We start from the raw sequence: 24,299 nt of genomic DNA on the forward strand, positions 1-24,299 counted from the left end.
CGACCCGGATCACAAATCTGTTAGGGGGACCACTCGGCGTCCTCGCGCGCCGTCGCCGTCCGGAGCCACCACGCCCGGCGGGGCTGTTTGCCGCGCGGTCCCGCGGGGCACGTGGCAGGTGCCGGTGACGCGGGAGAGAGACGAGGGACATGGCTGGACCACTGCACACGGCTGAACCGCAGACGGCTGAACCGCTGACGGCAGCGTCCCCGACGACCACCGGTCCGGCGCCGGGCGGCGGCACGCGACTCGCCGACCGCACCCCCGATCGGGTACCGGCCCCGCTCACGCTCGGCGTCGAGGAGGAGTACCTCCTGGTGGACGTCGACACCGCCACGGCGACGGCGCGCGCGGACGAGGTGGAGGCGGCGCTCGACCCGGCGCTACGGGCACAGGTCAGCCGGGAGTTCCACGCCAGCCAGTTCGAGGTCGCCACGGGTGCCCACACCGACCTGGCCGCGCTGCGCGCGGAGCTGACCGGGCTGCGGCGGGCGATCGCGACCGCCGCGGCCACCGTCGGGTGCCGGCTGCTCGCCGTCGGTACGTCGGTGGTCGACGGGTCCCCGGCCCAGGTGACGGACGACCCGCGCTACCTCAGGATGGCCGAGCGGTTCGGCGCCATCGCCGACACGGCCGGGCTGTGCGGCTGCCACGTGCACGTCGGCGTGCCGGACCGCGCGCTGGCCCTGCAGGTCTGCAACCACCTGCGGCCCTGGCTGCCGACCCTGCAGGCGATGACCGCGAACTCACCGTTCTACGCCGGTGCCGACACCGGGCACGCGAGCTGGCGCTCGGTGCTGTGGGCGCGCTGGCCGAGCACCGGGCCCACCCCGTACTTCCGTGACCTCGCCGAGTACCGCAGCACCGTCGAGCGCATGATCGCCACCGGCGTGATGCTCGACGAGGGGATGATCTACTGGTACGCCCGACCGTCGGCCAGGTACCCGACCGTCGAGGTCCGCGTCGGCGACGTCTGCGCCACCCCGGAGGACGCCACGCTGGTCGCGGCGCTCATCCGGGCACTGGTGGCGACGGTCGTCGATGACATCCACGCCGGCCGGCCGGCGCCGCAGGTACCCGACAGCCTCCTCGCGGCCGCGCACTGGCGCGCCGCGCACGACGGGCTGGAGGGCGACGGCGTCGACCCCGCCAGCGCGACCGTGGCCCCGACCTGGCACCTGGTCGACCGGCTGGTCGACCGGGTCGAGCCGGCCCTGAACCGGCACGGGGACCAGGCGGCCGTCAGCGGCCTGCTCGACCTGCTCCGCCAGCGCGGCAGCGGCGCCGCCCGGCAGCGACGCGCCCGCCGCGACGGCGGGCTGCGCGAGGTACTGAAGGTCGTGACCGTCACCCCGGACGACCGCTCGTGACCCGCCCCGCCGGCGGTGTGCGGTGACGGCGGGGCGGGCGGCGCACCGTCACCGCGCACCGCCCGGCGGGGCGGCGCTAGGCTCTTGCGAAAGTCGATTCCGAAAGGCAGGTGCGATGACGAGCCAGCGGGTGTACTCGGACGAGGAATGGGGCCTGCTCGTGGGCCTGCCGCAATCGGTCATGATGGCCGCGATCTTCGCCGAGAGCGACAGCGCCAACCGGACCGCCTCGGAGAGCGGCGCCGGCCTGGACGCGATTGCGGCCGGCCGGGACTCCGGCAGCACGCTGGTCCGCGACGTCGCGTTGGAGCTGGTCGGACAGCTCGGTGACCCGGAGACCGGCGAGCTGCCGCCGGTCCTCGACGTGGGCTCCCGGGAGATCGACCCGGGTGAGGTGCTCGGCCGCGCCCGGTCCGCCAGTGACCTGCTCGCGGCCAAGGCCGGTCCGGGCGAGGCGGCGGCCTACCGGCACTGGCTGGTGGGCATCGCCGACCAGGTGGTCAACGCGGCCAAGTCGGGCGGGTTCCTCGGTATCGGGGGCTCCTGGGTCAGCGAGTCCGAGCGCCGCTTCGTCGACGAGCTCTCCACCGTCCTCAACGACTGAACGGCCGGGTACCGGACACGCCGGGGCCGGGCGGGCCGGCCCCGGCGTCGAACCGGGCTCGGCACCGCACCCGCGGCCGCGCCGCACGAACGGCGTCAGCGCGGCGGGAACGGCCTCAGCGCTGGCCGACCGGCGTCTTCTCGGTGGCCCGCTGGGTCAGCATCATGATGAGTTCGTGCGAGCGGATCGCACGCTGCGCGTCCTCCTGCTTGACCTGCTCTATGAACCTGCGCACGTCCTCGTGGTCACCGGCGTCCCGGATGAACTGGTCGTAGAGGGAGCCCCCCTTGAGCGCGTGGTACTCGATCGACACCAGGTCGTAGAAGATGTTGTCGGCGGGCGTGGTTGTGGCACCCATGACGACTCCTCGCGGGGATGGTGGACGGTGTGGTGTCATGATGTTCCTAACCTGGGGCATGCCGAGTAAACCCGGCACTCCGGCTCCGTTTCCCGCTCCGTTCGGCTGACCACGCCGGTAAATCTGCACGGGCGGTATCGCTCCCCTCACAGGTGGGTACTGCCCGGGGATGCTCCGTTCCGTTCAGCAGGTACTGGTACCGCTGCTGGCCGTCCTGCTCGCCATGGCCGCCGTCCTGATCGCGATCGAGGCGGTGCACCGGACGCTGCTCCGACTGAGTAGGTACGACACCTTCCCTCACGACCTGGCCCGCCGTGCGCACCGGCCCGCGCAGTGGTTCGCCGTCGTCACCACCGCGAACGTGACGCTGAACGGGTTGCTACCGCCCGGCGGCCGGTGGCGGTCGGCCATCCTGCACCTGGTCGAACTCGCGCTGATCGGGGTCACCGCCTGGCTGGTCGGCACGGTGCTGGTCGTCGTCGAGGACCGGGCGCTGCGACGGTACCGCACCGACGTCAGTGACAACCGGATCGCACGCAAGATCCACACCCAGGTCCGGATCATCCGCCGGGTGACCATCGCCGTGATCGCGGTTCTGACGGTCGCGGGCATGCTGACGACGTTCCCCAGTGCCCGGGCGACCGGCCGCAGCCTGCTGCTGTCCGCCGGGGTGGTGGCCGCGCTGGTCGCCTTCGCCTCGCAGAGCGTGCTCATGAACATGCTGTCCGGGGTCCAGTTGGCGCTCAGCGGCGCGATCCGCCTCGACGACGTGGTGATCGTGGAGAAGGAGTGGGGCCACGTCGAGGAGTTGACCCTCACCCACGTCGTGGTACGGATCTGGGACGACCGCAGGCTGGTGCTGCCGACCTCGTACTTCGCCAGCCACCCGTTCCAGAACTGGACCCGGACCGCGTCCCATCTGCTGGGCACGGTCGAACTGGACGTGGACTGGACGGTACCGCTGCAACCGATGCGCGAGGAGTTGCAGCGCATCGTGAGCGACAGTCCGCTGTGGGACGAGCGACTGTCACTGCTGCAGGTCACCGGCGCCACCGGCGCGGTGGTACGGGTCCGCTGCCTGGTCAGCGCCGGTGACGCCGACACCCTGTGGGACCTGCGCTGCCTGGTACGCGAGCGGCTCGTCGAGTGGCTGCGCGACCAGCAGCCGCAGGCGCTGCCCCGGCTGCGTACCGAGGTCGACCGGGCCGCCGTACCGATCTCGGGCGTGCGGTACGGCCGGCTGCCGGGCACCGACACCTGGGGCGTGCCCACCGGCTGACCCGATCACCGGGCCGGCGCCGGGCCGGCCACGGGCGTCAGCGCCGGCATCGGCCGCCCGCATCGCGCTCGGGCGGCGTGCGCGCCGCGCTCAGCCGGCGCGGTGACCGGCGATGGTGTCGCGGAGGACGCCCACCAGCTCGGCGGCGACGAACGGCTTCTGGAGGATCGCGTCGCACCCGGCCGCGTAGGCGGCGGCCTGCTGCTCCGGCATGACGCCACCGGTGACCGCGATGACGGCGGGACGGCGCAGGCCGCCACGGCCGGCAAGGTCGTCGAGCAGCGACAGCCCGCTGCCGTCGGGGAGCTGGACGTCGAGCAGGACGGCGTCGACCTCTTCGGTGGCCAGTACCGCCCGCGCCTGTACCAGGTTGTGCGCCTCCAGCAGGTGCGCGCCGCGTACCCCAGGATCGGCGGCACGGTTCAGGATCGCGCGCACCAGAGCCCGGTTGAGCTCGTTGTCCTCGACAAGGAGAATGCGCGGCGGGGAGTCGATCACGAGGTTTCCTCCGGTGGGGTGGTGCGGGTGGTGCCGGCGGTGCCGGTGGTGCCGGCGGTGCCGGTGGTGCCGGTGGTGCCGGTGGTGCCGGCGCCGATCACGGTGTCGCCGGCGGCGCCGGCAGCGGCGCCGCCGTTGCCCGGGGTACCGTCGCCGGTCTGTCGCGGGGACGGCCGCGGCAGCTTGGCCATCCACTGATGCAGTGCGCTGCGGACCCCGTCGGCCTTCGGGAGGATGCCCAGACCCTTCGGGTCCAGGTCACCGCCTGACCCGCCGACCACGTCCGGCCCGGTCACGACCAGGATCGGGAGCCGGTTCGTGGTCGGGTCACGGTCAAGCTCGGCCATCAGCCCGATACCGTCCATGTCGGACATGACGAGGTCGCTGATGACCAGGTCGAACCGCCGGGCCCGCGCCAGCCGTACCGCCTCCGCGCCCGTGCCGGCGGTCACCACCTCGACCTGCCGCGCGCGCAGCGCCCGCGCGAGCACGTCGAGTGTCGCCGGGTCGTTGTCGACGGCGAGGACGCGCATCGGCTCGGTGTCGGCCGCGGCCGGTCGCAGCAGGAACTCGGCGATCCGGGTGAGCAGCCGGCTGCGGTCGATGGGCTTGACGAAGAAGTCGGCCGCGCCGAGCGCCAGCCCGACGTCGCGCTCGTCGACCACGCTGACGACGAAGACCGGCACCTCGCACAGCCCCTCGTCCGCCTTGAGCGTGCGGAGCACGCCCCAGCCGTCGATGCCGGGCAGCAGGACGTCCAGGATGATCGCGTCCGGCCGCTCCGCCCGTACCGCGGCCAGGCCGTCCTCGCCGGTCCTGGCGATCCGGACCCGGTAACCGGCGCCCTCCAGGTACGTGCGCAGCAGCCGGGCGGCACCCGGGTCGTCCTCGATGAGCAGGATCCGCCGCTCGTCGACGGACCCGCCGGATACGCCGGACGAGGTCCCGGCGTCGCCGGGCACGGCGGCCGCGCTCGCCGCCACCGACCCCTCCGCCGCCGTTGCCGGCGCGCCGGTGGGTGACCCGTTCGCGGGTGCGAAGGTGTCCGGCAGCCGGACCGTGAACCGGGAGCCGACGCCCGGCGTGGAGTCCAGCTCCACCCGGCCGCCGTGCGCCTCGACCAGCCTCCTGGTCAGCGCGAGCCCCAGCCCGGTACCGGCCTGTTGCATCGCGGGGTCGCCGACCTGCTGGAACTCCTCGAAGACCCGAGCCTGGTCGGCGGCGCTGATGCCGATGCCGGTGTCCGCCACGGCCAGGTACACCTCGCCACCGGCGCGGCCGACCTCGATGTCGATCCGCCCGCCGGCCGGGGTGAACTTGATGGCGTTGGAGAGCAGGTTGTCCAGGACCTGGCGCAGTCGGATCCGGTCGGCCCACACCTCCGTGGCGGGTACGGCGGTCCGCAGCGCCAGCTCCTTGCGCTCCAGCAACGGCCGCAGGGTGTTGACCGACTCGTCCACCAGCGCCGACAGCTCGAAGCGGTCCGGGTGCAGGTCGAGCCGCCCGGCTTCGATCTTGGCGAGGTCCAGGATGTCGTTGATCAGGTCGAGCAGGTGCCGGCCGCTGGTGTAGATGTGCTCGACCCACTCGGCCGGTACCAGCCGGGAGTCCCCCGCGGCCTCCTCGCCGCGCATCAGCTCGCTGAAACCGATGATCGCGTTGAGCGGGGTGCGCAGCTCGTGGCTCATGTTGGCCAGGAAGTCGCTCTTGGCCTGGCTGGCCGCGCTCAGCGCGCGTACCGAGCTGGCCAGCTCCTGCGTGAGCCGCTCCTGCTCGGCGCGGACCTCGCCGCGTTCGGCGATGACCGCGGCCTGCCCGCCCAGCTCGGCCAGCAGCTGGACGTCGTCCTCGGCGAACAGGCCCCGATGGCGGTTGAGCAGGACCAGCGCGCCCGGCTGGCCCACCGGCGCGCGCAGCGCGGCGGCGGTGATGTAGCGCGCCCCCACCTCCTCGGCGCACGCGACGGCGAAGGCCGGCAGCTGGTCGGTGTGGCGGGCGAGGTTCGCCAGGTCGGGCAGGCGCAGCAGGAGGCTGACGTCGCCCTCGCCGGCGGTCACGCGCCGCGCCGACACCCCGACGGTGATCACCGGCCGTTCGCCGCTGCCGCAGGGCGGGACGACGAGAACCGCGTCCGCGCCGCTGACCTCGCGGACCGTGCCCGCGTACCGGGCCCAGGTCCGCGCCGGCGCGTCCGCGGCCGGGGCCTCCAGCAACTGCCGGGTCACCCGGTAGGAGGCGCTGCCCGACCACAGCCGGCGGATCCAGTCCGGCGGGTGGAAGGCCACGACGTAGCCGAGCGCCGACACCAGGAACAGGGTGTACCCGGCGGTCTGCCCGGCCTCCCGCAGCGGGGTGTGTACGGAGCCGACGGTGGCGAAGAGGATGCCCAGGCCGAACAGCGCGGTCGACACGGCGGCGGTGCCGAACCGGGCGCGCGGCGACCCCGTGCACGCCGCCGCCTCCCGGGCGAGCAGGACAGCGGCCGCCGTCTGGACCGTGACGAAGAGGACCACTATGCCGAGCAGCGACCACAGCGGCAGCCGCCGGGTCGCGAGCACCAGGACGGCGCTGACGGCGAACGCGACCGCGGCCACCACCCGCAGCCAGCGGGAGCCGGCCCGGACCCGGCGCACCAGACGCAGCGTCAGGTACGGCTGCGCCAGCAGCAGGATCAGCGCCGTGGACCGCAGCGCCTGCGGCGGCTCGCCCAGGAACCGGCGGGCCAGGTCGAGGACGAACAGCATCGCGGCGGCGGAGAACACCGCCATGACGTCGCGCTGCATCGGGTCGCGGCGGCGCAGGTATGCCGCCAGGGCCTGCGCGAACACCAGCGCGAACAGCGCCTCGACAAGCAACCTGACCATATGTGGGCCGCCGATCCCTCCCTCGGTACACCTCGCTAACGACACGGCCGGCCGGAGGTGACGATTCCGCCTGCCGGGGTGACGTTTCCGCCTACCGCCGGTCGGACGACCCGACGGCCGACCGGCCGACCGTAGGCTCGCCGCATGGCTATTCCGGATGCGTACATCGCGGCAGGTGACCGGTACGAGCACATGACGTACCGGCGGACCGGCCGCAGCGGCCTCGACCTTCCCCTGATCTCCCTCGGCCTGTGGCACAACTTCGGCCATGACCGCCCGTTGGCCACCCAGCAGGCCATCTGTCGGCGCGCGTTCGACCTCGGCATCACGCACTTCGACCTCGCCAACAACTACGGCCCACCGTACGGCGCCGCCGAGGAGAACTTCGGCCGTCTGCTGGCGACCGACTTCCGGCGATACCGCGACGAGCTGGTCATCTCCACCAAGGCCGGGTACGACATGTGGCCCGGTCCGTACGGGAACAAGGGCTCGCGCAAGTATCTGCTCGCGTCGCTGGACCAGTCGCTGCACCGGATGGGGCTGGACTACGTCGACGTCTTCTACTCGCACCGCTTCGACCCCGACACGCCGCTGGAGGAGACGCTCGGCGCGCTGGACGCGGCGGTGCGGGCCGGCAAGGCGCTGTACGTGGGGATCTCCTCGTACTCCCCGGGCAAGACCGAGGAGGCGGTCCGAATCCTGCGCGAGCTCGGCACGCCGCTGCTGATCCACCAGCCGTCGTACTCGATGTTCAACCGCTGGATCGAGGACGGCCTGCTCGACGTGCTGGACCGCGAGGGGGTGGGCTGCATCGCGTTCTCGCCGCTGGCCCAGGGCCTGCTCACCGACCGGTACCTGCGCGGCATCCCGGAGGACTCCCGGGTACGCACCGGCGGCGCGCTGAGCGAGTCGATGCTCGACGAGCAGACGCTGGCGAAGGTCCACGCGCTCGACGAGATCGCCCGGCGGCGCGGCCAGAGCCTGGCCCAGCTCGCCATCGCGTGGGCGCTGCGGGACGCGCGGGTGACCTCGGTCGTACTCGGCGCCAGCAGCGTCGCGCAGCTCGAGCAGAACGTCGCGGCGCTGGACAACCTGGAGTTCACCGCCGATGAGCTGACTGAGATCGACCGGTACGCCACGGAGGCCGACATCAACCTCTGGGCCGCCTCCAGCGCCTGGTAGTCGACCCCTCCCACCGCCGGGTCCGCCCGGCCGGTCCGGGCCGCGGCATGGCGCGACCCGGACCGGCCGCGCCCGGAGTTGCGACGAGACCGTACGGTGATGACCAGCATCGATGTGTCCGGCGGCGGCCGCCGGCCCCGGAAACCCGGCGCGACGCGCCCCCAGCGAACCCGGAATATCCGACCTGACCTGCGAAAAGGGATGATCGTCGGAGCCCTGGGTGATCGACCGATGACACTACGACTGAGTCCGATTGCGGCATCCGGGACCGATCAGTGACGGCCTAAACTTGGCCGATCCCGGCCTCCGCCGGGAGGTACCCGCTGCTCCCGGCCCTCCGCCGGGAGCACCCGTCCGCCCCCGGGAGGCACGTCATGCCCGCTGGCTCCCCCGCGACCGTCCGGTCACACCGGCGCGGCGGTCCCCGACGCCGGTTCCTCGTGGCGCCCTGGATCGTGTTCTCCGTCGTCGGCGCCCTGGCGCTTGCCGGGCTCTCGGTGGGCTACGCCGTCCTGACCCGCAACTCCTGCTCCGGGCAGGTCAAGGCGACGGTCATCGCGGCGCCCACGATCCAGCCGATCATGGCCGACCTGGTACGCGGATGGCAGGACACCCATCCGTCGGTACGGGGCCGGTGCGCCGCGGTGGAGCTCACCGCCAAGGACTCCGCCGTCATGGCGCAGATCCTCGGCGCCAACGGCGACTGGGACACCCGCACCGCCGGCCCCGCGCCGGATGTCTGGGTACCCGACTCGTCGGCCTGGGTCCGGCGTGCGTCCACCGCCGCCATCGCCGAGCGCATGATGCCGGACCTGCAACCGAGCCTCGCGCGTACGCCCGCCGTCATCGCGATGCCCCGGCCGATGGCCGAGACGCTCGGCTGGCCCAAGGCCCAGCTCACCTGGCAGGACGTGATCAACAAGTTCGCCGACGGCACGAACGGCTGGAAGGCGTACGACAAGGACTGGGGACCGTTCCGGTTCGGCATGACCGACCCGCTCAAGTCGACGGCCGGCCTGCTCGCGCTGATGGCCGTGCTCGACGGCAACGACGACGGCGAGGTCAGCCCGGACGAGCAGAGCACCGTACTGCGGCTCAAGCAGGTCCGCTCGGTCTACACCGACGGCACCGACCAGATCTTCGCCGCGCTACGCGACGCCGACGCACGCGGCCAGGACGCGGCGCTGAGCTACGTGTCCGCCTTCCCCGCCCTCGAACAGGACGTGCTGGCGTACAACCGGACCAGGCCCAAGGTGCCGCTCGCCGCGATCTACCCGACCAACGGCAGCGGCGACGCCGACTACCCGTACCTGACCCTGGACGCGCCGTGGGCCAGCCGGGACCGCCAGGCGGTGGCGCAGTCATTCCTGACGTACCTGCGCGGCCCCGACGGCCGGGCGGAGTTCCTGCGCCGCGGCTTCCGCGACGCCAACCGGGCAGCGGGCAAGGACATCACCGAACTCGCCGGCCTCACGGCGAAGCTGACCACGCTGCCCCGGGCGGTCCTGCTGGCCGACTCGGTGAAGCATTCGATGGACACCTGGACCGCGCTGACCCGCCCGACCAACATCCTGGTCGTCCTCGACGTGTCCGGCTCGATGAACGACGCGGTACCGGGCACCGGCCGCACCAAGCTGGCACTGGCCAAGGACGCCGCGAAGAGCGCGATCAGCCTGTTCGCCGGGGACACCCAGGCGGGCCTGTGGGTCTTCTCCAGCAAGCAGGACGGCGCGTCACCGTACCGGTCACTGGTGCCGCTCGGCCGGATCGGCGACCCGGTCAACGGTCACACCCGCAAGGACGAGATGCTCGCCGCGATCGACCGGGTACCGGCCACCGGCGCGACCGGCCTGTACGACACGATCGCGGCCGCCCAGCAGGCCGTGCTCGCCAGCTTCCAGCCGAACGCGACCAACCTGGTCGTGCTGATGACCGACGGGCGCAACGAACCCGACGGCGGCGCCGGCCTGAGCCTCGACCAGCTCCGCGAGCAGCTCAGCCGCAACAACGCGGACTCCGACCACCGGGTACCGGTCGTGACCGTGGGGTACGGCGAGGACGCGGACTTCGGGACGCTCCAGAACATCTCCGCCACGACCGGGGCGACGTCGTACACCTCCAAGACCGGGTTCGACATCGACCAGGTCCTGCTCACGGCGATTTTCGGTCGCGTGTAGCCGCGAGGGCGGCGCGCAGCGGGGCGGCCTTCGCGGCCGCCTCGGCGACCTCGGCCTCCGGATCACTGCCCCAGGTGATACCCCCGCCGGCCCACACGTGTACCCGCTCGGCGTCCACGGCCACGGTACGGATGGTCAGGCCCAGGTCGATGCCGTCACGGGTGACCCAGCCGTACGCACCCATGCTCGGCCCGCGTCCGACCGGTTCCAGGTCGGCGATCACGTCGAGCGCGGCCAGCTTCGGGGCACCGGTGACCGACCCGCCGGGGCACATCACACGCAGCACGTCGGCCAGCCCGACACCGGCGGCCAGCCGCGCCGACACCACCGACTCCGCCTGCCACAGACCACACCAGCGGCGGATCGCGTACAGCTCGTCGACCCGGACCGAGCCGGTGGCGGCGACCCGGGCGAGGTCGTTGCGCTCCAGGTCGACGATCATGACGTGCTCGGCGCGTTCCTTGGTGGAGGTGAGCAGCTCCCGCCGGCCGGCGTCGGTGGCCGGCCGGGTGCCCTTGATCGGACCGGTCACGATCCGGCCGTCGGCGACGCTGAACAGGATCTCCGGTGAGGCGCAGGCCAGTGCCCAGCCGTCGCCGGTCAGCACCCCGCCGTACCGGGCGCCCGGCAGCGCCGCCACCCGGCGCAGCGCCGGTAGCGGGTCGCCACCGTAGCCGGCGCTCTGGTGACCGACGAGGTTGACCTGGTACACGTCACCGCGCGCGATGGCCTCCCGGACCGCGCTGACGGCGCCGGCGTGCGACTGCGGCGTCCAGCTCGGTCGCCACGGGTCGAGCCGCCACGGTCCGGGCCGCACCGGATGGGCCGGCGTCCGCCCGGTACCCGCCCGCGGGCCGTAGACGACGATCACGACATCGGGTACCGCGGGCGCCGGGCTCGGCGGGCCGGCGTGGTCGACCATGCGGGCGCCCGCGGCGGCCGACACGAACAGCACGGCCCGGTACCCGTCCGCACCGGCCGGCCCGGTGACCCGGCCCGATCCGGCGCGGCGGCCGGCGTCGCCCAGATCCTCGTGCCGCAGCCCGTACGTGTCGAGGAAGCCGGCGATCAGCTCGGCCGGATCACCGCCGTCGGCGAGCCACCATTCCAGCCGCGCCACCTCGCCGAGGTGTTCCGGCCGGGTCACCTCGCCGGAGCGCTCCGGTGACACCGCACCGGGCGTCCTCATTCCAGGCACCATGTCACGCACCGTAACTACATGCTGATCGGCCAACCGTATCGATCCGCATCATCCGAAGGGTGGAGAATTCCCAGCACAGTCGGAGACATGCTCGAAACTGCGCCGGAACGGTTGGTAGTGTGCGTCACTGTTCAATGTGAGGTACTGCACACCCCGCCACGAGCACGGAAAGTCGGCGATCCCGATGTATTGCCAGCACCAGCCGCCCTGTCCCGAGGCGGAGGCGGTCGACCACGACGCGGCCCGGGTCATCGCAACCCATCCCGAGCAGGGATGGAGCCTGCTCTGCAACGGCGTCATCGTGTTCGAGGACACCGGTGAGCTGCTGCCCGACGGCCGCCCGGTCGAGCCGCACCGCGGCCCGGCCCGGCACGCGATGATGGCCGGGGCAGCCTGAGCGATCCCGCTCGCACCAACCAGGATCTTGGAATGATCGGCCGGTCGGCCGGCTCATTCCAAGATCCTCGCTATGTGGGGGCCCGGTGGCCACCGGCCACGCGGACCCCACCGACTACTCGAACGCCTCCGGCGACGGGCAGGCGCACACCAGGTTGCGGTCACCGTACGCCCCGTCGATCCGCCGCACCGGCGGCCAGTACTTGCTCGCGCGGTCACCGCCGCCCGGGTACGCCGCGAGCGACCGCGGGTACGGGTGCGGCCACTCGTCAGCCGTCACCATCGACGCCGTGTGCGGCGCGTTCACCAGCGGGTTGTCCGTCGCCGGCCACTCGCCCGTCGCGACCCGGTCGATCTCACCCCGGATCGCGATCATCGCCTCGCAGAAGCGGTCCAGCTCGGCCAGGTCCTCGCTCTCGGTCGGTTCGACCATCAGGGTCCCCGCCACCGGGAACGACATCGTCGGGGCGTGGAAGCCGTAGTCGATCAGCCGCTTGGCCACGTCGTCGACGGTCACGCCGCTGGACTTCGTGACCGGCCGCAGGTCCAGGATGCACTCGTGGGCCACCAGGCCCTTGTTGCCGGCGTACAGCACCGGGTAGTGCTCGCGCAGCCGCGCCGCCACGTAGTTGGCCGCGAGCACCGCCACCCCGGTGGCCCGGGTCAGCCCCTCCGGCCCCATCATCCGCAGGTACGCCCACGGGATCGGCAGGATCCCGGCGGAGCCCTGCGGCGCCGCCGACACCGGGCCGGTGCCCTCGTGCGTCCGCAGCGGGTGGCCCGGCAGGTACTCGGCGAGATGCGCGCGGACCGCGACCGGGCCGACACCCGGCCCGCCACCGCCGTGCGGGATGCAGAACGTCTTGTGCAGGTTGAGGTGGGACACGTCGGCACCGAAGCGGCCCGGCCGGGCGAAGCCGAGCAGGGCGTTGAGGTTCGCGCCGTCGACGTACACCTGGCCGCCCGCGTCGTGCACCTTGGCGCACAGCTGGGCGATGCCCGTCTCGTACACGCCGTGGGTCGACGGGTAGGTCACCATGATCGCGGCGAGCCGGTCCCGGTGCTGTTCGATCTTGCGGTCCAGGTCGACCAGGTCGACGTTGCCGCCGTCGTCGCAGCCCACCACGGCCACACGCATGCCCGCCATGACCGCGCTCGCCGCGTTGGTGCCGTGCGCGCTCGACGGGATCAGGCAGACGTCGCGGTGGTCGTCGCCGCGGCCACGGTGGTACCCGCGGATCGCCAGCAGGCCGGCCAGCTCCCCCTGGGAGCCGGCGTTCGGCTGCAGGCTGACCGCGTCGTAGCCGGTGACCTCGGCCAGCCACCGCTCCAGGTCACCGATGAGCTGCCGGTACCCCTCGACCTGATCGGCCGGCGCGAACGGGTGCAGGTCGGCGAACTCCGGCCAGGTGATCGGCTCCATCTCGGTGGTCGCGTTGAGCTTCATGGTGCACGAGCCGAGCGGGATCATGCCCCGGTCCAGGGCGTAGTCGGAGTCCGACAGCCGCCGCAGGTAACGCAGCATCGCGGTCTCGGAGCGGTGCGCCGAGAACACCGGGTTGGACAGGTAGTCGCTGGTGCGGCGCAGCTCCGCCGGTACCGCCTCGGCCGCGGCGTCGACTCCGGCCACCCCGAAGGCCTCCCACACGAGCCGCAGGTGCGCCTCGGTGGTGGTCTCGTCGCAGGCGACACCGACCCGGTCGGCGTCGACCGGGCGCAGGTTCACTCCGCGCGCGGCGGCGGCCGCGACGACCTCGGCGGCCCGGCCCGGTACGACGGCCGTGACGGTGTCGAAGAACGCCTCGTCGGCCAGCTCGACCCCGCCGGCGGTCAGCCCGGCCGCCAGGCGGGTGGCCCGCTCGTGTACCCGGGTCGCGATGGCACGCAGGCCCTCCGGGCCGTGGTAGACGGCGTACATGCTGGCCATCACGGCGAGCAGTACCTGCGCGGTGCAGATGTTGCTGGTCGCCTTCTCCCGGCGGATGTGCTGCTCGCGGGTCTGGAGGGCGAGCCGGTAGGCGGGGTTACCGTCGGCGTCCTTCGACACGCCGACCAGCCGCCCGGGCAGCATCCGCTCCAGGCCGGCGCGCACCGACATGTACCCGGCGTGCGGGCCGCCGAAGCCCATCGGCACACCGAACCGCTGGGCGCTGCCCACGGCGATGTCGGCGCCGATCGCGCCCGGCTCGCGCAGCAGGCACAACGCGAGCAGGTCGGCGGCGACCGCCACCAGGGCGCCCCGTTCGTGCGCCGCCGCGACCAGCGCGGCGTGGTCGCGGACCGCGCCGGAGGCACCCGGGTACTGCAGGTGCAGCCCGAAGAACTCGGCCGGCAGCTCGTCGCGGTCGACGTCGACCACGCGTACCTCGATGCCGAGCGGCTCGGCGCGGGTGGCGATGACGGCGACGGTCTGCGGCAGGGTGTCGGCGTCGACGACGTACACGTTGCTCTTCGCCTTGCCCGCCCGGCGCGCGAGGGTCATCGCCTCGGCCGCCGCGGTCGCCTCGTCCAGCAGCGAGGCGCCGGCGATCGGCAGCCCGGTCAGGTCGGCGATCACGGTCTGGAAATTGAGCAGCGCCTCCAGCCGCCCCTGGCTGATCTCCGGCTGGTACGGCGTGTAGGCGGTGTACCAGGCCGGGTTCTCCAGGACGTTGCGGCGCACCACGGCCGGGGTGTGGGTACCGTAGTAGCCCAACCCGATCATCGGCACCATGGGCCGGTTGCGCCCGGCCAGGGCGCGCAGCTCGGCGATCGCCTCCGCCTCGGTCGCGGCCGCCGGCAGATCCAGCGTGCCGTGCCAGCGGATCGCCTCCGGTATCGCGGCGTCCATCAGCTCGTCGATCGAGCCGTAGCCGATCGTGTCGAGCATGTGTCGCTGCTCGGCAGCGGAGGCACCGATGTGCCGGCGGGCGAACGCGTGGTTGGCGAACGGGTCGAGAGGATCGGTCATCGCACGCTCCGGGAGGTCGCGGGTAGCTTGTCTCGCGCCTCCCCCTCTGTCATGGCCGGAGACTGTCCGGTCGCTCCAGAGGTGCCTGTCTACGCGGTCCTTTTGCCTGAGAGGTTCCGGGGAGGATTTGCCCCTTCGGCGCCGCCCCGAACGGTGTCGGACGGTCTCTCGCGCGTAGACGTGCCAGCGGCTACAACGCTACCAGCGGATCTCCGCGACCCGGGTGACCGGGGGCTGCGGCGTCAGCCGGCGCGGCGGCGGGCCCGGCGGGCGGCCAGCTCGTCGCCGGCCGCGTCGCACCCGGCCTGTTCGTCACCGATCTCCACGGCCGGCTCGGCCGGCAGGTGCGACAGCGTGCCCTGGATCTCCTTGAACGCGCCGGCGATCGCGATGCCGAAGACGCCCTGTCCGCCCTGGAGCAGATCGACGACCTCCTCGGGCGAACGGCACTCGTAGACGGTCGTGCCGTCGGAGATGAGCGTGATGCCGGCCAGGTCGGCGACGCCGCGCGACCGGAGGGTGTCGATCGCCTTACGGATGTTCTGCAACGAGACTCCGGCGTCCAGGAGGCGCTTGACGACCTTGAGAACCACGATGTCGCGGAACGAGTACAGCCGTTGGGTGCCCGATCCGGAGGCGTCCCGCACGCTGGGCACGACCAGCCCGGTGCGGGCCCAGTAGTCGAGCTGGCGGTAGCTGATGCCGGCAGCGTGGCAGGCGGTCACACCGCGATAGCCCACAGCATCCTCGGCGCCCCCGTGACCAGGGTCGGGCGGCTGACTCATACGACCACCTCCAGCGTCGACAGCCCTCACCCTATAGCGCAGAACTGGGCTCCACGTGGAGGTTTTTGGCGACACGCCGTAACCAAACCGTTCGAGGGTCGTCGGCGGTACGCCGGCCGCTTCCGGACCGGTCAGCCGGCGAAGTCCTCCGGGCTGACCTGCTCCAGGAACTCCCGGAACTTCTCGACCTCGTCCTCCTGCTCGTCCGGGATGACGATGGCGGCCTCGGTGAGCACCTGATCGGCACAGCGGATCGGGGCGCCGACACGCAACGCCAGCGCGATCGAGTCACTCGGGCGGGCCGACACCCGGACCCCGTCGCCGATGACCAGCTCGGCGTAGAAGATGTTGTCGCGCATCTCGACGATCTCCACGGCCCGCAACGGCGCCTCCAGCGCCGCGAGCACGTCGCGGAGCAGGTCATGGGTAAGAGGTCGGGCCGGCTTGACACCCTGCTGCTCGTAGGCGATGGCGGTCGCCTCCACCGCACCGATCCAGATCGGCAGGTAGCGGTCGCCGTCCACCTCTTTAAGCAGCACGATCGGCTGGTTGGTGGGCAGTTCCACCCGAACACCAACCACGCTCAGCTCACGCACCGCCGCCTCCGTGTCGCTTCGTCCCTCTCCCTGCACGGTACACGGCGCGTGGGACATACGGGCTTCGCGTACCGACCGTCAGCGTGCCGTGGCTTACACACTGTCCGGTCCGCCTACCGGCCGAGGGTCTGCCGGAGGCCGCTGCGCAGCAGGGCGGCGCGCAGCCGTTCGGTGCAGGCGGTCAGTTCCCGGACCGTCTCGGCGGCCCGGGCCCGGGCCGTCGGCCCACTCTGCCGGGCAAGGGGCGCCACGAGCTGGGTGAACAGCCCGATCTCACGGTCCACCGCGGCCCGGTAGGCGCGCAGGTGGCGCGCTTCCAGGCCATACTCGCCCAGGCGGGCCGCCGCGGCGGCGACCTCCAGCGCGTCGGAGTCGTAACCGCCGCCCGGCCGCTCGGCGAGCAGCCCGTACTGTTCGAGCGTGGCGAGGGTCTCATCGGACAGCCCGGTCCGGTCGAGCAACTCGTCGCGGCGCAGCAGCACGTCCGCGGGGTCCACCACCGGAGCGGGCGACGGGCCCGGTGCGACCGCCACGAGGGTCGGGCGCAGCCGGTCGGCGGGGCCGGCCGGCATCGGGGTGGTCGGCGCCGCGGTGACCGTGGGCTTGTCCGCGTCGAGCGCGGCCAACTGGTCCCGGATCACCCGCAGCGGCAGGTAGTGGTCGCGCTGCGCGGTCAGGATGTAACGCAGCCGCGCCACATCGTCCCAGCTGTACTTGCGGTAGCCGGCCGCGGTGCGCTGCGGCTCGACCAGGCCTTCACTTTCGAGGAAGCGCAGCTTCGAGATCGTGGTGTCGGGGAAGTCGACGCGCAGGTGGGCAAGAACCTCACCGATGCTCATCAACCGTTGCTGGCGCGCGGACTTCGCCGCAGCCGCCGACGCCCCACTCACTCGGCCTCCCCACCGTCGCGGCGCTGGGGCACCCGGTGGGGCCTACGGCGCCATCGGGTGCCCGTGATCGCAAGACGTGCTGTCGCTCACTGATCCTCGTTGCGCGGACCGGCGATGAAGACCAGCCGGAACTTGCCGATCTGGACCTCGTCGCCATTGCTGAGAGTAGCCGACTCGACCCGCTCGCGGTTCACATAGGTACCGTTGAGGCTGCCGACGTCACGTACCGTGAACGTGCCGCCCTCGCGGTGGAACTCCGCGTGACGGCGCGACACGGTCACGTCGTCGAGGAAGATGTCGCTGTCGGGGTGGCGTCCGCTGGTCGTCACGTCGTGGTCGAGCAGGAAGCGCGCGCCCGCGTTGGGCCCGCGCCGCACCGCGAGCAGCGCCATCCCGGGCGGGAGTGAGCCCGCCATCCGGGTCGGCGCCACGTCGGCATCGGGACCGTCCACCGCCTCGTCAAGGCTGCCGAGGTTGAGCGTGGACGTGACGTCGAGCGGGGGGTACTCGTCGTCTGGGCGCGTCATCAGACCACCTCACGGTTATCAGTCGGGCGTCGGATGCGACGGGACGCGGCTGGAGCGCTGCCCCGAAGCGGAGTTGCGGCGCTGTCCCCCCGGCCACACGACGTAGCCTCACCCGCGACCGTGGATTCACGGTCGACTGAGCGAGCCTAGTCACGGCCGAAATGTGGGGTCAACTGGACGCGCAGAATACGCGACCATCAAGGACAAACATCACTGGTCGGTTAGTTGACGGTACGCCGCCGCATCGAGCAGCCCGTCAACGGAGCCGGCCTCGGCCGGCTCGATGTCCACCAGCCATCCCGCACCGTACGGGTCGCTGTTGATCAGCTCCGGGGTGTCGGCGAGCTGGTCGTTGCGGGCGACGACGGTACCGGCGACCGGGGCGTAGATCTCCGACACACTCTTGGTCGACTCGATCTCACCGAGCGGGTCGCCGGCCGCCACCTGGGTACCCGGCTCCGGAAGCTGCACGTAGACGATGTCACCCAGCGCGTCCTGCGCGAAGTGGGTGACACCAACGCGAACCGCACTCGATTGTGGCTGTACCCACTCGTGCTCGGCGGTGTATCGCAGGTCCTCGGGAATCACGTCGCGTTCCTTTGCCCAGCCGGCGGTGCGCCGGTACGTGGCGGACAGGTATCAGGAGACCGGACGCGCGTACCGGGGGGCGGCCACCTGATGCAGCGCCGTCACTCCGACCACGTCCGATTCCTGGACGATCACGTTACCGCCGCGCTGGTGCACCGTGTCGACCACCCCACCGGGAATGTTGAGCGCCGTGTGCATCGTCTGCGGATCGCCGATCACGACCAGGCGGTACGGGCCGGTCAGGCGCACCCCGTCGACGGTCAGCCCGCCCTTTGCGTCGGCGAAGTACGTCGAGGCCACGATGCGGACCGGCCGCCCGTCCGCGCCGGCGATCTGCATCGCCTCCGCGCCGGCCCCGCGCAGCTCCTCCACCGCGTCCAGCAGCGTACTGGCCGGGAGCGCCTCGCTGCCGGCCGTGAACGTCAGCTCCAGACCCCGCCCCTGCGCGGGCAGGGTACCGGCGAGGATGCCCAGCTCGTCGGCGCGGCGCCGGGCCTCCTCTACGGCCGCCGCCTGCCCCTGGGCACCCGAGGCGAGCTGACGCTGGCTCGCCTCCAGGGAGGCGATCTCCTGACGCAGCCGGTCGGAGCGGCTGTCGAGATCGGACAGGATGCGGACGAGGTCCTCCGGTCGCGCGGTGGCCAGTTCGGGATCGGTCGCGTTGCTGCGGAGCTGGACCACCAGGGCGAAGCCCAGCAGGCCCAGCAGCAGCGCGATGATCGCGCCGGCCGAGGAGACCCGCCCGGACCGGCCGGCCCGCGGGCCCGCCCCGGTCGTCGCGGGCACGTCGTCGGCATCCCCGGTCGTCACCGGCACCTCGTCGGCATCCCCGGCACCCGTGAGCGCGTCGGGCAGCACGGGCGGCGTGGATGCGTCGGGCGTCACGGGCGCGTCGGCGCGGGACGGCTCGGCGTCCCCGGCCGGCGGGCGCGGGTCGTCGGTACCACCCATCGTCAGGCCCGGAACAGGTGACGCCGGATGGCGGCGACGTTGCCGAAGATGCGGACCCCGAGCACGACCACCACGCCGGTCGACAGTTGCCCACCCACGCCCAACTGGTCGCCGAGGTACACGATCAGGCCGGCCACCAGAACGTTCGACACGAACGAGACGACGAACTGCTTGTCGTCGAAGATCCCGTCGAGCTTGGCCCGCACCCCACCGAAGACGGCGTCGAGCGCCGCCACGACGGCGATCGGCAGGTACGGCTGCAGCGCGACCGGCACCGTCGGCTCCAGTACAACGCCGAGCACCACCCCGACGAGCAACGCGGCTACCGCGATCATCTCCTACCTCCCGAGGCCGAGGGTACGGGTGAGCCCGCCGGCCGTGGCGAACCACTCGGCCCTGGCGCGTCGGGCGGCGTCGGCGAGCCGGTCGGCCGGGCGGACACCGACGGCCGGGGCGACTCCGGTGGCCGCAGCGGCTGCGCATACCGCAGCCGGGGCTGGACGGCCGCCGCGAAGGTCATGCCGTTACGGCGGTCGACCGAGAACTGCATCCGGTAGGTGGCCACGTACGTGCGGAACCGCTTCGCCGTCGCCGACGCGTTGAACGCGTCCCGCAGGTCACCGGGGCCGATCGCGGCCACCTGGTACGGGGCGGTCACCGGCCGGAAGTCCACCAGGATCGCACCGCCGGCGGTCCGGATCGTCGAGGTGGCGGTGAGCCGCTCGCCGTTGACCGTGACCGCCTCCGCGCCCAGCCGCCACAGTTCGTTGGAGATGTCCTGCAGGTCGCGGTCGAGGACCCGGCCCGGGTTGGTGGCCGACTGCTTGCCGGTCACGGGGTCCACCGGGGCAGGGGCGTCCGACACCCGGACCACGACGCCGTCACCGTGCACCCGGGCCAGCCCGGTGCCGGCCTCCAGGTTGCGCAGCCGCGCGCTCTCGTCACTGTCGGCCAGCGCCGCGTCGCGCTCACGGACCACCTCTTCGCGCAGCGCGTCGGCGTGCTTCTGCAGCTCGTCGGCGGTGGCCCGGCGGGCCCGGACGTCGGCGACCAGGCCGGCCTTGGCCCGGCTGGCCTCCGGTTCTGCCGCCGCGACGTACCGGTAAGCGACGGCGAGCAGAAAGCCGATCAGGACGAGCGCCACCAGGCCCACACCGCGGGCGGTCGCCCGCCGCCACGCGGCCGGCGGTGGCGCCCCGGCCGCCCGTTTCCGCGCGGCCTGCGCGTAGCCGGGGTCGAGCGGGGAGCGGAACAGTTCGGTCAGGAAGTCGGCCGGGCGCGGGTGCGCGTTCACCGCCGGGCGCGCCTCCCCGGTCGGATCCGCGTTCACCGCCGGGCGCACCTCCCCGGTCGGGTCCGGGCGCGCGTCCGGGTCGGCGGCGGACGGGCCGGTCACGCCGGCATCGCTCCGTCTCCCCCGCGGTCACGGCGCGCCGCGCGGATGATCGCAGCGCACTGCACGAGGTAGAGCAGGCCGGCGACCCAGTACAGGACGATGCCCCACCACGCCAGGCCCCAGCCGATCGGGCTCGCCAGCGGCCGCGCGCCGGCGCTGGCGTGCGCCAGCAGCAGCACCGGGAACGCCGCCAGCAGCAGAAACGTCGCCGTCTTGCCCACGTAGTGGACCGGCAGCGGCCCGTACCCGTACCGGCGCAGCAGCGGGATGGTCGCGCCGACCACGAGTTCGCGCAGCAGCAACGCCGCGGTGAACGGCCACGGGACGACCCCGCGCAGCGTGAACGCCAGCAGCGTGGCGAGGATGTAGAGCCGGTCGGCGAACGGGTCCAGCAGCTCACCGAGGCGGCTGACCTGGCCCAGGCGGCGCGCGAGGTAGCCGTCCACCCAGTCGGTCGTACCACCCACCCCGAGCACGATCACCGCGGCGACGGGCCGGTCCGCGACGAGGAACAGGTACAGGAAGAGTGGCACCCCGGCGAGGCGGGCGAAGCTGATCAGGTTGGGGACGGTGAGAACCCGGCCGGCACCCTCGACGCGTGTCGGATCCACGTGTGCCGCTCCCCTGCCCGTCCGCCCGGCAAGCCGCTGGTCGGACCGCCGAGAACGGTAAGCAGGCTAGCAGGACCAAGGCCGGTGGCGGGCGACGGGCGCGGCCTGACGACCTGCGGTTGCCACGGTGACCAGACCGCACACCGCCACGGCAATCGGGCCACACCGCCACGGCAATCGGGCCACACGGCCACGGCAATCGGGCCACGCGGCCACGGCAATCGGGCCGCACACGCTCACGGTTGCCAGGCCGCGAGCGCGGCGGCGGCCCGCTCCCGGCCGTACTCGATCATGCGCCGGGCGTGCGCCGCGGTGAAGGTCAGTAACCCGCCGGCCGGTGCGTCGACGTCGGCCGGCTCGACCAGCAGGACGGGCACGTACCGCTTCACCGTCGCCGCCGGGGCGGCCCGGACGAGCCGGTTGACGGTGTGCGCATGGTCGAGGTCGGCCGCCACCGCGCTGCGCGTGACGGCGTCGGCGAGCAGCGCGATCGCGGCGCCGAGCGAGTGCCCGGCCGCCCGGGTGGCCGCCGCCCCGGAGACGACGACCACCCGATCCGGCTCGTACCGCATGACCGGCGCCAGCGGCCGGCCGGCCACCAGCCCGGCGTCGACCAGCGGGTGGCGGTCATCGGCACTGGGCCGCATCAGCAGCGGCATCGCGGCACTGGCCAGTACGTGGTCGGCGGTGAGGTCGACCTGGCGGAACCAGGGGTCGCGGCGACGGCGCGGTGGCAGCCGGGAGCAGAACCGCACCACCCGTCCGGTGACCTCGTCGACCGCGGGCAGCACGACGACCAGGTCCGGCGGTGGGGTGATCGGGAGCGGCCCGAGGTACCGGGTGAGGGTCCGGCGGGTCGGCGCCGGGTCGAGCAGCCAGGTCCAGCCGACGGCGTCGAGCAGGTACTCGGCGGGATTGGTGTTCGGGCGCAGCAACCGGCCCACGTTGACCGCCCGCCACAGGTCCGCGCGCGGCCGGTACAGGTCGCTCCAGCCGATGCGGGACCACATGCGGGCCAGCGCCGACGCGTCCAGGCCGGCGCCGAGGGCGTACGCGTTGATCGCACCGGTCGACACCCCGGACACCACCCGGGGCCGCTGCCCCGCCTCCTCCAGGGCCTGGACGGCGCCGGCGCCAAAGTAGGCCGCCGGCGCACCGGTACCGGCGAACACCAGCGCGGTGCCGCCGTCGATCCTCGGGGTGCTGTCGACCCGGGGTCGCTCCGGTGACGCGATCCGGCGTCCCATGATGCCTCCGCAGTGGTGCCCACCCGCCGGGTGACCCACGCGCCCCGGTGGTGGCCCGCCTTACCCCGTGGGACGGCTTTTACCCGACAGGTGCGACTCGCCACACCTGGTGCCTTTTCCTCGTTCGGCGGTCTGGCAACCTAGGGCACACAGCGACGTCTGTGACGTACCCCCACGACGACGCTGGCCGCACACCCCTCGGAGGAACTGTCATGTCACAGTCCGCAGCCGACGCGGCGGCTCCGGCCCGCCGCGATCGGACCCACTACCTCTACCTGGCGGTGATCGTCGCCGTCGTCGCCGGCATCGTCGTCGGCCTCGCCGCGCCGAAGATCGCCGTCGAGCTCAAACCACTGGGCGACGGCTTCGTCAAACTGATCAAGATGATGATCAGTCCGGTCATCTTCTGCACGATCGTGCTCGGCATCGGATCGGTCCGCAAGGCCGCCAAGGTCGGCAAGGTCGGCGGCCTGGCGCTGGTGTACTTCCTGGTGATGTCGACGGTCGCGCTCGCGATCGGGCTCGTGGTCGGCAACCTGATCCACCCCGGCTCCGGACTCCACCTGACGAACGCGGCGAAGGCCGCTGGCGCGAAGGCGGCCGGTGGGGAGTCGGGCAGCACGGTCGACTTCCTCCTCAAGATCATCCCGGACACCCTGTTCTCCGCGCTCACCCAGAGCCAGGTCCTGCAGACCCTCCTGGTCGCACTGCTGGTCGGCTTCGCACTGCAGACCCTGGGAGCCAGCGGCGAGCCCATCCTGCGCGGCATCGGGCACCTTCAGCGACTGGTGTTCCGGATCCTCGCGATGATCATGTGGGTGGCCCCGATCGGCGCATTCGGCGCGATGGCCGCCGTCGTCGGCGCCACCGGCACGAAGGCGCTCGTCGGACTGGCCCAGATCATGGCCGGTTTCTACGCCACCTGCCTGATATTCGTCCTGATCGTCCTGGGCGCGCTGCTGTGGGGCTTCGCGCGGATGAGCATCTTCTCGCTGCTGCGCTACCTGGCCCGAGAGTTCCTGCTGATCCTGTCGACCTCGTCGTCGGAGTCGGCCCTGCCCCGCCTGATCGCCAAGATGGAGCACCTGGGCGTGTCCCGCCCGGTCGTCGGCATCACGGTGCCGACCGGGTACTCGTTCAACCTCGACGGCACGGCAATCTACCTGACGATGGCGTCGCTGTTCATCGCCGACGCGGTGGGCAAGCCGCTGTCGATCGGGCAGCAGGTGTCGCTACTGGCATTCATGATCATCGCGTCCAAGGGCGCGGCCGGCGTCACCGGCGCGGGACTCGCCACCCTCGCCGGCGGCCTGCAGTCGCACCGACCCGAACTCGTCGACGGCGTCGGCCTCATCGTCGGCATCGACCGGTTCATGTCCGAGGCCCGGGCGCTGACCAACTTCGCCGGCAACGCGGTCGCGACCGTCCTGGTCGGCACCTGGTCCGGCGAGTTCGACTCCGACCGTGCCCGGCGCGTTCTGCGCGGCGAGGAGCCGTTCGACGAGCGCACCATGCTCGACGACGGCGCCGCGCCGCACGACGGTCCGGCGGCGCGTATCGAGACCGTCGCGACCGGAGCGGGAGTGGGCGCGGAGTAACACCCCGCACGATCCGCGCAAGGTCGCGCCACCCGCACCCCTCAAGATCCGCGCAAGGTCGCGCCACCCGCACCCCTCAAGATCCGCGCAATGTCGCAAACATTGCGGCATCCGAGCGCGGGGAAGTAGCAATACGTGCGACATTGCGCGGATCTTGGGGCGCGGATCTTGGGGGCGCGGATCCTGGGACGGCCGGTGCACCCGCGCATTGCCCGCCAGCTCGCTCGCCGG

22 protein-coding genes and 1 riboswitch are annotated in these 24,299 nt (G+C 72.5%); of the genes, 7 read left to right on the forward strand and 15 right to left on the reverse strand.

Annotated features, from left to right (window positions below):
- Positions 1-149: 149 nt before the first annotated feature.
- Both ACNTMW_RS14510 and ACNTMW_RS14515 read left to right on the forward strand, forming a co-directional pair.
- Positions 150-1,370, forward strand: a complete 1,221-nt coding sequence (locus tag ACNTMW_RS14510) for a carboxylate-amine ligase (protein WP_426634052.1) — start codon at positions 150-152, stop codon at positions 1,368-1,370.
- Between the two features lie 115 nt (positions 1,371-1,485).
- Complete coding sequence (locus ACNTMW_RS14515; RefSeq protein WP_426634053.1) at positions 1,486-1,974, forward strand: hypothetical protein; 489 nt, start codon at positions 1,486-1,488, stop codon at positions 1,972-1,974.
- Between the two features lie 115 nt (positions 1,975-2,089).
- Here the strand turns inward: ACNTMW_RS14515 and ACNTMW_RS14520 are convergent, their stop codons facing one another.
- The gene (locus ACNTMW_RS14520; protein ID WP_426634054.1) at positions 2,090-2,332 is read right to left on the reverse strand and encodes a hypothetical protein; all 243 of its coding nucleotides are present in this window, start codon (positions 2,330-2,332) and stop codon (positions 2,090-2,092) included.
- Between the two features lie 169 nt (positions 2,333-2,501).
- Between ACNTMW_RS14520 and ACNTMW_RS14525 the strand changes: the two genes are divergently transcribed.
- A complete protein-coding gene (locus ACNTMW_RS14525; RefSeq protein WP_426634055.1) occupies positions 2,502-3,611 on the forward strand; it encodes a mechanosensitive ion channel family protein in 1,110 nt (369 codons plus the stop codon).
- 90 nt (positions 3,612-3,701) lie between these two features.
- Here ACNTMW_RS14525 and ACNTMW_RS14530 read toward each other — a convergent pair whose 3' ends face one another.
- On the reverse strand, positions 3,702-4,109 hold the full coding sequence (locus tag ACNTMW_RS14530; RefSeq protein WP_426634056.1) for a response regulator: 408 nt from the start codon (positions 4,107-4,109) through the stop codon (positions 3,702-3,704).
- On the reverse strand, positions 4,106-6,973 hold the full coding sequence (locus ACNTMW_RS14535) for a hybrid sensor histidine kinase/response regulator (protein ID WP_426634057.1): 2,868 nt from the start codon (positions 6,971-6,973) through the stop codon (positions 4,106-4,108). Before ACNTMW_RS14535 ends, ACNTMW_RS14530 begins: the two co-directional genes overlap by 4 nt.
- 144 nt (positions 6,974-7,117) lie before the next feature.
- Here ACNTMW_RS14535 and mgrA point away from each other — a divergent pair, with 144 nt between their 5' ends.
- Both mgrA and ACNTMW_RS14545 read left to right on the forward strand, forming a co-directional pair.
- Complete coding sequence (mgrA, locus tag ACNTMW_RS14540; RefSeq protein ID WP_426634058.1) at positions 7,118-8,155, forward strand: L-glyceraldehyde 3-phosphate reductase; 1,038 nt, start codon at positions 7,118-7,120, stop codon at positions 8,153-8,155.
- Positions 8,156-8,529: 374 nt separating this feature from the next.
- Positions 8,530-10,332: a substrate-binding and VWA domain-containing protein gene (locus ACNTMW_RS14545; RefSeq protein WP_426634059.1), complete on the forward strand. Its 1,803-nt coding sequence runs from the start codon at positions 8,530-8,532 to the stop codon at positions 10,330-10,332.
- Here ACNTMW_RS14545 and ACNTMW_RS14550 read toward each other — a convergent pair.
- Entirely contained in the window at positions 10,307-11,521 is a 1,215-nt protein-coding gene (locus tag ACNTMW_RS14550; RefSeq protein WP_426634060.1) for a chorismate-binding protein, read from the reverse strand. The two genes, ACNTMW_RS14545 and ACNTMW_RS14550, sit on opposite strands and share 26 nt — an antisense overlap.
- Positions 11,522-11,717: 196 nt before the next feature.
- Between ACNTMW_RS14550 and ACNTMW_RS14555 the strand changes: the two genes are divergently transcribed.
- Positions 11,718-11,930: a DUF5999 family protein gene (locus ACNTMW_RS14555; protein ID WP_426634061.1), complete on the forward strand. Its 213-nt coding sequence runs from the start codon at positions 11,718-11,720 to the stop codon at positions 11,928-11,930.
- Positions 11,931-12,044: 114 nt separating this feature from the next.
- On the opposite strand, the gene gcvP is transcribed toward ACNTMW_RS14555, so the two are convergent.
- The 11 genes from gcvP to ACNTMW_RS14610 all read right to left on the reverse strand — a co-directional run bounded on the left by gcvP (position 12,045) and on the right by ACNTMW_RS14610 (position 22,470).
- Positions 12,045-14,879, reverse strand: coding sequence for an aminomethyl-transferring glycine dehydrogenase (gcvP, locus tag ACNTMW_RS14560; RefSeq protein WP_426634062.1), 2,835 nt, complete (start codon positions 14,877-14,879; stop codon positions 12,045-12,047).
- An 84-nt stretch (positions 14,880-14,963) separates the two neighbouring features.
- Positions 14,964-15,062, reverse strand: a riboswitch (glycine riboswitch).
- Positions 15,063-15,121: 59 nt separating this feature from the next.
- A complete protein-coding gene (locus ACNTMW_RS14565) occupies positions 15,122-15,664 on the reverse strand; it encodes a MerR family transcriptional regulator (protein ID WP_426634063.1) in 543 nt (180 codons plus the stop codon).
- A gap of 131 nt (positions 15,665-15,795) precedes the next feature.
- Positions 15,796-16,260, reverse strand: coding sequence for a bifunctional nuclease family protein (locus ACNTMW_RS14570; RefSeq protein WP_426634064.1), 465 nt, complete (start codon positions 16,258-16,260; stop codon positions 15,796-15,798).
- Between the two features lie 113 nt (positions 16,261-16,373).
- Complete coding sequence (gene ftsR, locus ACNTMW_RS14575) at positions 16,374-17,099, reverse strand: transcriptional regulator FtsR (protein ID WP_426634195.1); 726 nt, start codon at positions 17,097-17,099, stop codon at positions 16,374-16,376.
- 137 nt (positions 17,100-17,236) lie between these two features.
- On the reverse strand, positions 17,237-17,677 hold the full coding sequence (gene odhI, locus ACNTMW_RS14580; protein ID WP_426634065.1) for an oxoglutarate dehydrogenase inhibitor Odhl: 441 nt from the start codon (positions 17,675-17,677) through the stop codon (positions 17,237-17,239).
- 210 nt (positions 17,678-17,887) lie between these two features.
- Positions 17,888-18,265 (reverse strand): glycine cleavage system protein GcvH, encoded by a 378-nt coding sequence (gene gcvH, locus ACNTMW_RS14585; protein WP_426634066.1) that lies wholly within the window; start codon positions 18,263-18,265, stop codon positions 17,888-17,890.
- Positions 18,266-18,316: 51 nt separating this feature from the next.
- Entirely contained in the window at positions 18,317-19,216 is a 900-nt protein-coding gene (locus ACNTMW_RS14590; protein ID WP_426634067.1) for a DUF881 domain-containing protein, read from the reverse strand.
- Between the two features lie 2 nt (positions 19,217-19,218).
- Positions 19,219-19,551, reverse strand: coding sequence for a small basic family protein (locus ACNTMW_RS14595; RefSeq protein WP_426634068.1), 333 nt, complete (start codon positions 19,549-19,551; stop codon positions 19,219-19,221).
- Positions 19,548-20,546 carry a DUF881 domain-containing protein gene (locus ACNTMW_RS14600; protein WP_426634196.1) on the reverse strand — a complete coding sequence of 333 codons (999 nt, stop codon included), beginning with the start codon at positions 20,544-20,546 and terminating at the stop codon, positions 19,548-19,550. Before ACNTMW_RS14600 ends, ACNTMW_RS14595 begins: the two co-directional genes overlap by 4 nt.
- Before the next feature lie 62 nt (positions 20,547-20,608).
- The gene (gene clsA, locus ACNTMW_RS14605) at positions 20,609-21,223 is read right to left on the reverse strand and encodes a cardiolipin synthase ClsA (RefSeq protein WP_426634069.1); all 615 of its coding nucleotides are present in this window, start codon (positions 21,221-21,223) and stop codon (positions 20,609-20,611) included.
- Positions 21,224-21,459: 236 nt separating this feature from the next.
- Positions 21,460-22,470, reverse strand: a complete 1,011-nt coding sequence (locus ACNTMW_RS14610) for a patatin-like phospholipase family protein (RefSeq protein ID WP_426634070.1) — start codon at positions 22,468-22,470, stop codon at positions 21,460-21,462.
- A gap of 212 nt (positions 22,471-22,682) precedes the next feature.
- Between ACNTMW_RS14610 and ACNTMW_RS14615 the strand changes: the two genes are divergently transcribed.
- Entirely contained in the window at positions 22,683-24,068 is a 1,386-nt protein-coding gene (locus ACNTMW_RS14615) for a cation:dicarboxylate symporter family transporter (protein WP_426634071.1), read from the forward strand.
- Positions 24,069-24,299 lie beyond the last annotated feature (231 nt).

Source organism: Planosporangium spinosum (genome assembly GCF_049999945.1).
GTDB classification, from domain to species: Bacteria; Actinomycetota; Actinomycetes; order Mycobacteriales; family Micromonosporaceae; genus Planosporangium; species Planosporangium spinosum.

What these genes read in the sequence shown, in the direction of transcription:
- ACNTMW_RS14565 (WP_426634063.1), bottom strand. Translation starts at nt 15,664, where the DNA reads ATGAGTCAGCCGCCCGACCCTGGTCACGGGGGCGCCGAGGATGCTGTG.
- gcvP (WP_426634062.1), bottom strand. Translation starts at nt 14,879, where the DNA reads ATGACCGATCCTCTCGACCCGTTCGCCAACCACGCGTTCGCCCGCCGG.
- ACNTMW_RS14545 (WP_426634059.1), top strand. Translation starts at nt 8,530, where the DNA reads ATGCCCGCTGGCTCCCCCGCGACCGTCCGGTCACACCGGCGCGGCGGT.
- ACNTMW_RS14610 (WP_426634070.1), bottom strand. Translation starts at nt 22,470, where the DNA reads ATGGGACGCCGGATCGCGTCACCGGAGCGACCCCGGGTCGACAGCACC.
- ACNTMW_RS14515 (WP_426634053.1), top strand. Translation starts at nt 1,486, where the DNA reads ATGACGAGCCAGCGGGTGTACTCGGACGAGGAATGGGGCCTGCTCGTG.
- ACNTMW_RS14535 (WP_426634057.1), bottom strand. Translation starts at nt 6,973, where the DNA reads ATGGTCAGGTTGCTTGTCGAGGCGCTGTTCGCGCTGGTGTTCGCGCAG.
- ACNTMW_RS14590 (WP_426634067.1), bottom strand. Translation starts at nt 19,216, where the DNA reads ATGGGTGGTACCGACGACCCGCGCCCGCCGGCCGGGGACGCCGAGCCG.
- ACNTMW_RS14555 (WP_426634061.1), top strand. Translation starts at nt 11,718, where the DNA reads ATGTATTGCCAGCACCAGCCGCCCTGTCCCGAGGCGGAGGCGGTCGAC.
- ACNTMW_RS14595 (WP_426634068.1), bottom strand. Translation starts at nt 19,551, where the DNA reads ATGATCGCGGTAGCCGCGTTGCTCGTCGGGGTGGTGCTCGGCGTTGTA.
- mgrA (WP_426634058.1), top strand. Translation starts at nt 7,118, where the DNA reads ATGGCTATTCCGGATGCGTACATCGCGGCAGGTGACCGGTACGAGCAC.
- ACNTMW_RS14550 (WP_426634060.1), bottom strand. Translation starts at nt 11,521, where the DNA reads ATGAGGACGCCCGGTGCGGTGTCACCGGAGCGCTCCGGCGAGGTGACC.
- ACNTMW_RS14525 (WP_426634055.1), top strand. Translation starts at nt 2,502, where the DNA reads ATGCTCCGTTCCGTTCAGCAGGTACTGGTACCGCTGCTGGCCGTCCTG.
- odhI (WP_426634065.1), bottom strand. Translation starts at nt 17,677, where the DNA reads ATGACGCGCCCAGACGACGAGTACCCCCCGCTCGACGTCACGTCCACG.
- ACNTMW_RS14520 (WP_426634054.1), bottom strand. Translation starts at nt 2,332, where the DNA reads ATGGGTGCCACAACCACGCCCGCCGACAACATCTTCTACGACCTGGTG.
- ACNTMW_RS14510 (WP_426634052.1), top strand. Translation starts at nt 150, where the DNA reads ATGGCTGGACCACTGCACACGGCTGAACCGCAGACGGCTGAACCGCTG.
- ACNTMW_RS14615 (WP_426634071.1), top strand. Translation starts at nt 22,683, where the DNA reads ATGTCACAGTCCGCAGCCGACGCGGCGGCTCCGGCCCGCCGCGATCGG.
- ftsR (WP_426634195.1), bottom strand. Translation starts at nt 17,099, where the DNA reads ATGAGCATCGGTGAGGTTCTTGCCCACCTGCGCGTCGACTTCCCCGAC.